Source organism: uncultured Mucilaginibacter sp., assembly GCF_903893715.1.
Lineage (GTDB): Bacteria > Bacteroidota > Bacteroidia > Sphingobacteriales > Sphingobacteriaceae > Mucilaginibacter.
On sequence record NZ_CAITNG010000125.1, the window covers coordinates 1 to 6,445 of the forward strand.

10 protein-coding genes and 2 tRNA genes are annotated in these 6,445 nt (G+C 44.5%); 10 read left to right on the forward strand and 2 right to left on the reverse strand.

Annotated features, from left to right (window positions below):
• Window positions 1-1,236, reverse strand: a 1,236-nt coding sequence (locus QZX97_RS14390) for a sugar-binding domain-containing protein (protein ID WP_295664742.1), incomplete at its 3' end; no start/stop codon positions are given.
• A 183-nt stretch (window positions 1,237-1,419) separates the two neighbouring features.
• On the opposite strand from QZX97_RS14390, the gene QZX97_RS14395 reads away from it, so the two are divergent.
• From QZX97_RS14395 to QZX97_RS19110, 9 genes are all read left to right on the forward strand, one after another.
• On the forward strand, window positions 1,420-1,740 hold the full coding sequence (locus QZX97_RS14395) for a metalloregulator ArsR/SmtB family transcription factor (RefSeq protein WP_295652163.1): 321 nt from the start codon (window positions 1,420-1,422) through the stop codon (window positions 1,738-1,740).
• A 1-nt stretch (window position 1,741) separates the two neighbouring features.
• Entirely contained in the window at window positions 1,742-2,227 is a 486-nt protein-coding gene (locus tag QZX97_RS14400; RefSeq protein WP_295664743.1) for an SRPBCC domain-containing protein, read from the forward strand.
• 3 nt (window positions 2,228-2,230) lie between these two features.
• Entirely contained in the window at window positions 2,231-2,614 is a 384-nt protein-coding gene (locus QZX97_RS14405; RefSeq protein WP_295652159.1) for a DoxX family protein, read from the forward strand.
• A gap of 1 nt (window position 2,615) precedes the next feature.
• Complete coding sequence (locus QZX97_RS14410; RefSeq protein ID WP_295652157.1) at window positions 2,616-3,173, forward strand: DUF4256 domain-containing protein; 558 nt, start codon at window positions 2,616-2,618, stop codon at window positions 3,171-3,173.
• Window positions 3,174-3,182: 9 nt separating this feature from the next.
• A complete protein-coding gene (locus QZX97_RS14415; RefSeq protein ID WP_295652155.1) occupies window positions 3,183-3,773 on the forward strand; it encodes a YdeI/OmpD-associated family protein in 591 nt (196 codons plus the stop codon).
• Window positions 3,774-3,794: 21 nt separating this feature from the next.
• On the forward strand, window positions 3,795-4,361 hold the full coding sequence (locus QZX97_RS14420) for a dihydrofolate reductase family protein (RefSeq protein WP_295652153.1): 567 nt from the start codon (window positions 3,795-3,797) through the stop codon (window positions 4,359-4,361).
• Window positions 4,362-4,589: 228 nt separating this feature from the next.
• Window positions 4,590-4,662 (forward strand) — tRNA-Gly (locus QZX97_RS14425).
• Between the two features lie 48 nt (window positions 4,663-4,710).
• Window positions 4,711-4,795: transfer RNA gene (locus QZX97_RS14430), tRNA-Leu, on the forward strand.
• 68 nt (window positions 4,796-4,863) lie between these two features.
• Window positions 4,864-5,112 carry a GIY-YIG nuclease family protein gene (locus QZX97_RS19110; protein ID WP_363152600.1) on the forward strand — a complete coding sequence of 83 codons (249 nt, stop codon included), beginning with the start codon at window positions 4,864-4,866 and terminating at the stop codon, window positions 5,110-5,112.
• On the opposite strand, the gene QZX97_RS14435 is transcribed toward QZX97_RS19110, so the two are convergent.
• Window positions 5,098-5,313, reverse strand: coding sequence for a hypothetical protein (locus tag QZX97_RS14435; protein WP_295652151.1), 216 nt, complete (start codon window positions 5,311-5,313; stop codon window positions 5,098-5,100). The genes QZX97_RS19110 and QZX97_RS14435 overlap by 15 nt on opposite strands.
• On the opposite strand from QZX97_RS14435, the gene istA reads away from it, so the two are divergent.
• Window positions 5,312-6,337, forward strand: coding sequence for an IS21 family transposase (istA, locus tag QZX97_RS14440; protein ID WP_295652149.1), 1,026 nt, complete (start codon window positions 5,312-5,314; stop codon window positions 6,335-6,337). The genes QZX97_RS14435 and istA overlap by 2 nt on opposite strands.
• The last annotated feature ends 108 nt before the right edge of the window (window positions 6,338-6,445 follow it).

The window sequence follows — 6,445 nt, forward strand, 5'->3', positions numbered from 1 at the left end:
CAATACCTGGTCGCGGGTATCTTTGTTCCACCATTGGGTATAATAAAGGTTATAGCCCTTAAGCGCCGGGGCTTTTGCCGCGTTCCAGGTATCAAATGTTTCGTCCATCACGAGGAAGCCCATACGGTCGCAAAGGTCCAAAAACTCGGGGGCTACTTCATTATGTGAGGTGCGGATGGCATTGACCCCGATTTCTTTCAGTTTTTCGAACCTGCGCTCCCATACCCTTAAGGGTACTGCCGCGCCAACGGCACCCCCATCGTGGTGCAGGCATACGCCATACAGTTTGATGTTTTTACCGTTAAGCCAATAGCCGGTAGCGGCTTCAAAGTGCGAATCGCGGATACCCAGCGGCGTAGTCACCTCATCGGTAACAGCTGTGCCCGCTAATAATTTTGTAACGGCTTTATACAAGTCCGGGTGTTCGGTATCCCAAAGTTGCGGCTTGCTTACAGGGATATCCTGCGTATAGCTGGCGGTTTGCCCGGCTGCTATGGTTTGTTTGCTTTCTGAAGTTTTTACAACTTTTCCTGCCGGGTCGATAAGGGTAGTTTGTAAGGTGTATGTGCCTGCGGAAGATTGGTTGCTAACCTTGGCTTCAATATGTACCGTCGCCTTTTGTGCGCTAACCTGTATCGGTTTGACGTACACACCCCAATGGTCGAAATGTGTATTCCCCGTCAACACCAGCCGTACATGGCGGTAAATTCCCGAGCCTGTATAATACCTGGAGGCGGGCTGTGCACTGTTATCCACCTTTACAGCGATGATGTTGGGCTTATCGCCAAAGTTCAAATGACCGGTAAGGTCGTAAGCAAAGCTGATATAGCCATACGGGCGCTTGCCCAGGTAAAAGCCGTTTATCCAAACCTCACTGTTGCTCATTACCCCATCAAACTCAACGCTTACTTTACGTTTGGCATCGCCGGCATCCATCGTGAACGATTTACGGTACCAGCCAATGCCTGCCGGTAGATAGCCGCCGCCGCTCCCGGTAGGGTTGGCCTGGTCGTATGGGCCTTCGATGCTCCAATCGTGTGGAACATCCAGCGTCCGCCATTGCACATCGTTAAAAGCCGGGTTATCTGCACCGGTGGTGTCGTGTTTTATAAATCGCCAGTTTTTGTCAAAATTAACGATATCGCGGCCTTGCTTCGATTGCGCGCTAACTGAATAAACAGACAATAGACCGGACAATAAAAACACGAAGAAACGTAAACAGGTTGGGTATTTCATAAATAAGGTTTAACAGATTAAATTGGTAGTTAAAAGTACGAAAACGTTTAGCTGCAAACCGTCATGCTCTATCATGGGACATATCGCTAAAAAGCATAATCGCTATGAATGATGATGAAATTTTCAAAAACCATTTGCGTAGTTAAATATCTACATATATATTTGTAGTCAAATAGCTACACAATGAATTTACGAAGGGATGTATTCCAGGCCATAGCCGACCCAACCAGGAGAGCCATTTTGCTGCTGGTTGCCTCACAAACCATGACGGCCGGTGCCATAGCGGCCAATTTCGATACGGCAAGGCCCACAGTATCCAAACACCTGCAAATACTCACCGAGTGCCAATTGCTGCAACAGGAGCAAAGCGGCCGCGAAATTTACTACCACATCAACGCGAAGAACATGAAAGAAATAGCCGACTTTATCGAACCGTTCCGCCAAATGTGGGATGAGCGGTTCAACAAACTGGAAACCATCATGAAACAATACAAAACCAAATAATATGGAACAAAAAACAAAAGTACAAGCCGAAGCCCGCAAACAGGATTTGTTGATAACCCGCGAGTTTGACTTGCCGGTTGAATTGTTATTTAGGGCGCATGTAGAACCCGAACTTATTGCACAATGGATGTCTAATCCGCATGCCACTGCAAAAATATTAAAGTTTGAAGCTAAGAAGCACGGTAGTTATCAATTGGAGTCAACGGATGCCCAAGGCAACGTAGTCTTTCGGTCAAACGGCGTAATCCACGAGTTCAGCCCAAATAAGAAAATAATACGGACGTTTGAGTTAGAGAACGCTCCTTTTGGCGTGCAACTGGAGGTATATGAATTTGAGTCGCTAACGGCCAGTACAAGCAAACTGAAAATGCATGTAATTTATGAATCGGTTGTACTAAGAGACCAACTACTCGCTTTACCTTTTGCTCAAGGCATCAACATGGCACATAACCGCATGCAGGAAATATTAAATAATTTAAATCATTGAAAAATGGAAAAGAAGAAACTAATTTGGTATTGGATATTTACTGGAATATTATCCTTTTGTATTTTTTCGGGTGGATTGGCCCAGGCATTGCTGGTAAAAGGTGTGGTTGAGGGTTTTAAACCGCTCGGATATCCCAACTATTTTATTTCGATTATCGGCGTTTGGAAGATGTTGGGCATAATTGCGATATTAATCCCTAAATTTAAATTACTTAAGGAATGGGCTTACGCAGGCATATTTTTTACCATGACAGGTGCGGTGATTTCGCATATTACAAGTAATGACGTAAATGTGCAAATAATCGCGCCCATTGTATTTGTCGTTTTTACCGTGTTATCGTGGTATTTGAGGCCGGCGGATAGAAAGATCATTTCGGTGAATAATTAGAATGGAAATGGATTTGTCAAAAGAACAACGCGTAGAACTGCTTAGCACATTGAAAACCCGTTTCGAAAAAAACATGAACCGTCATCAAGGTATCGAATGGGCCAAAGTACTGGCAAGGCTGGAAGCGAATGCCAAAAGACTATGGTCGTTGAGCCAAATGGAAGCAAGCGGCGGCGAACCGGATGTGGTAGGCTATGATACCAGCACAGGCGAATACCTGTTTTATGATTGTTCGCCCGAAAGCCCGAAGGGTCGCCGCAGTTATTGTTACGATCGTGCAGCATTGGATGCACGAAAAGAATTTAAACCCGAAAACAGCGCCATTGATGCGGCAACTGCCATGGGCGTTGAGCTTTTATCAGAAGAGCAGTATCGCGCATTGCAGGAAATGGGAAAGTTCGACACCAAATCGTCGAGCTGGGTAAAAACGCCTGATCATATAAGGAAACTCGGCGGCGCTACCTTTTGCGACCGCCGTTATGATACGGTGTTTTTTTACCACAATGGTGCCGACTCTTATTACGCCGCCAGAGGTTTCCGGGCTGTGTTAAAAGTGTAAATTTGCACTATGAATGAAACAAATCCTAAAGTCGACTTCTATTTTAACAAGGCCGAAAAGTGGAAGCAGGAGGTTAGCAAATTGAGGACTATCGCCCTCGATTGTGGCCTCACCGAAGAATTGAAATGGGGCTGCCCTTGTTATTCATTAGGGAAAAATAACATCGTTTTGATACACGATTTTAAAGAATACTGCGCTTTTCTGTTTTTTAAAGGCGTTTTATTAAATGATGCCCGCAGTATACTCATCCAGCAAACCGAAAATGTACAGGTGGCCCGTCAGGCGCGGTTCACATCCGTTCAGCAAATAGCTGAACTGGAAGCTACCTTGAAAGCTTATATTTATGAAGCGATTGAAGTGGAGAAAGCCGGTTTGAAACCTAAACTCAAAAAAACTACAGAGTTTCCAATGGCCGAAGAGTTTCAACAGAAATTGGATGCTATGCCGGCTTTGAAAACAGCTTTTGAGGCATTGACTCCGGGAAGGCAAAGAGGGTATCTGCTCTATTTTTCGGCAGCCAAACAAGCCAAAACCCGCGAGGAAAGGGTGGAAAAATATATTCCGAAGATACTCAGCGGGAAGGGTTTGGAAGATGAATGAAACTTGTAAATAACCGGTAAAATGACGGATACCCCATTCAAGCTAACCATACACATCGTTTCGAGCCTTGATGGCTATATCGCCAAAAAAGACAACAATGTATCCTGGTTCGAAACGGCCGACACCTACGAAAAGGGAATTACAGCTACCGAAGAGCAAGCCACGGAGTTTCTCAAGAAGATAGATTGCTACGTAATGGGTTCCCGCACGTACGAACACGCTTTGGAACTCTCAAAATCGTACGGCTGGGTTTACGGCGACCTGCCAACCGTCGTAATATCAAATAGAAACTTACCCATCGAAAGAAACAACATTAAAATCTACTCTGGCGATCTGGCTAAATTGGTCGAAGAACGCCTAAAACCAAACTATAAAAACGTTTGGCTGGTAGGCGGAGCTGCGCTGATACAAGAATTCATCCGACTGAAATTAGCCGATGAAATACGGTTATCCATTCTTCCAATCCTCTTGGGCGATGGTTTGCCGCTTTTTGAACAAGTAGGAATAGAGCAGGCATTACACCTGAAAGACGTTTCAGCTTTTAAAAACGGAATGGTGGAGTTGGTGTATGAGATAAAAAAAGGGTAGGTAGCCGCAAATGTTCCGCTGATTTAAAAATAAAGCCAACTATTTTCATATTCGACCATTGTTGTCTTTTTTTAGCAAACAGAATAAACTGTCCATTAATCAATTACGAATTTTTAGCGTTAAACTTTTGCACTTTCTTTATTTTTTTGAAATAATTGCTTGCAGGTTTTTCAATTCTGTCTATATTTGCACTCCCAACAGCGAAACAGGCTTAGGGAAACATAAAATGCGAAAGTAGCTCAGTTGGTAGAGCACGACCTTGCCAAGGTCGGGGTCGCGAGTTCGAATCTCGTCTTTCGCTCAAATCCCTTCCAAAAGAAGGGATTTATTGTTAAAAGGTTAATCGCCTGCCCAGGTGGTGGAACTGGTAGACACGCAGGACTTAAAATCCTGTTCCCGTCAAAGGAGTGCGGGTTCGATTCCCGCCCTGGGTACTTTAAAAAATCAATCGACAAAAAAACCCTGATATGAAAATATCAGGGTTTTTTGTTTACTTCAAATTATGTTTTATACCTATATCTTACAATCTGAAAAAAATGCTCGATATTATATTGGCCATAGTGCTAATATTATTGAAATATTGGAACGGCACAATTCGGGAAAAGTAAATGCGACAAAGAATAAAGGCCCGTGGGTGATTGTATACCACGAAAGATACGAAACAAAGGGAGAAGCTAATTCGAGAGAATTGTATATCAAATCCATGAAAAGCCGTGTATTTATAGAAAAATTAATTTCAAATAAAAATTAATTGATTAGGGTAGACATGGAGATTCTGATGAATGTGACCACTCCATTCCGGCGCAAGCTGACCACCCATTCCGGGCGAAACTGACCAGGGCATTCCGGGGGAAATTGACCACCCCAAACGCGTAGCAAATGCTGTAGAAGTAACCATCTTTTTGAGGGCAAAGACACCTTCGTAAAGCATGGCCAACTTAACAATCAGCATGAGTAAGATTAGAAAGATACTAAAGATGTACAGCCGGCAGCGGGCGATAATGACCATAGCTGCCCAGGCCGATGCATCGAGAAACACCGTAAAGAAGTACATAGCAGCTTTTAATGACAGCGGCTTTACCTTTGAAGAGGTTAACGCACTGAACGACAAAGAGCTGGAAGATTTGTTCGGTAAAAGCAGGGAACACCCGCCTAACGCACGTATGCAGTCCATGCTGCGCTGCTTTCCCCACGTCGATAAAGAACTCAAACGAACTGGCGTTAACCGGCAGATGCTATGGGAAGCCTACTATAAAGAGTTTCCTGACGGCTACCAATACAGCCAGTTTTGTTTTTATTATAACCAATGGAAGGCCAGAGTAAACCCGACCATGCACATGGATCACAAGGTCGGTGACAAGCTATACGTCGATTTTGCCGGTGAAAAGATGAGCTATACGGACAAGGAAACCGGGGAGATCATGCCTGTAGAGGTTTTTGTAGCTATTCTGGGTGCCAGCCAGTTAACCTATGTAGAGGCCGTTATGAGCCAGCAAAAGGAAGACTTTATAGCGGCCTGCGAAAATACCCTGCACTTTATCGGCGGCGTTCCTGCCGCCATTGTACCGGATAACCTGAAAGCTGCAGTAACCAAAAGCAGCCGCTATGAACCTACCCTGAACGAAACGTTTGAAGACTTCGCCGACCATTATGGCACAACCATTCTACCAGCGCGGGCGTACCGCCCGCGCGATAAGGCATTGGTAGAAGGTGCCGTTAAGATCATTTATACCAAGATCTACGCCCCTTTAAACAAACATGTCTACCATTCTTTAACAGAACTCAATACAGCGATCTGGCAGACCCTGGAAGGCCATAACAGCCAGTTGCTTAAAGGTCGCAATTACAGCCGGAAGCTACAGTTTGAAGAGATAGAGCGCCAAACCCTTGCTCCGCTGCCTGTTCTGCGCTACCAGTTCAAAAAACAGTTCCAGGCCAGGGTGATTGTAAATCGTCAGCTGAAAGTGGACCGATAGGGTGCTAAGCTTGTGGAGTGTTTCCAAAGATTAATTAACTTTAAGACAATGGAAACCAAGAAGAAACAAACAGCAGAAAACTATATCAAAGAGATTCGCAGTAAGACC

Bases quoted from the DNA above. Each gene is read 5' to 3' on its own strand.
- QZX97_RS19110 (WP_363152600.1), top strand. From the start codon at position 4,864: ATGTTTTATACCTATATCTTACAATCTGAAAAAAATGCTCGATATTAT.
- QZX97_RS14415 (WP_295652155.1), top strand. From the start codon at position 3,183: ATGAATGAAACAAATCCTAAAGTCGACTTCTATTTTAACAAGGCCGAA.
- QZX97_RS14395 (WP_295652163.1), top strand. From the start codon at position 1,420: ATGAATTTACGAAGGGATGTATTCCAGGCCATAGCCGACCCAACCAGG.
- istA (WP_295652149.1), top strand. From the start codon at position 5,312: ATGAGTAAGATTAGAAAGATACTAAAGATGTACAGCCGGCAGCGGGCG.
- QZX97_RS14410 (WP_295652157.1), top strand. From the start codon at position 2,616: ATGGAAATGGATTTGTCAAAAGAACAACGCGTAGAACTGCTTAGCACA.
- QZX97_RS14420 (WP_295652153.1), top strand. From the start codon at position 3,795: ATGACGGATACCCCATTCAAGCTAACCATACACATCGTTTCGAGCCTT.
- QZX97_RS14400 (WP_295664743.1), top strand. From the start codon at position 1,742: ATGGAACAAAAAACAAAAGTACAAGCCGAAGCCCGCAAACAGGATTTG.
- QZX97_RS14435 (WP_295652151.1), bottom strand. From the start codon at position 5,313: ATGCTGATTGTTAAGTTGGCCATGCTTTACGAAGGTGTCTTTGCCCTC.
- QZX97_RS14405 (WP_295652159.1), top strand. From the start codon at position 2,231: ATGGAAAAGAAGAAACTAATTTGGTATTGGATATTTACTGGAATATTA.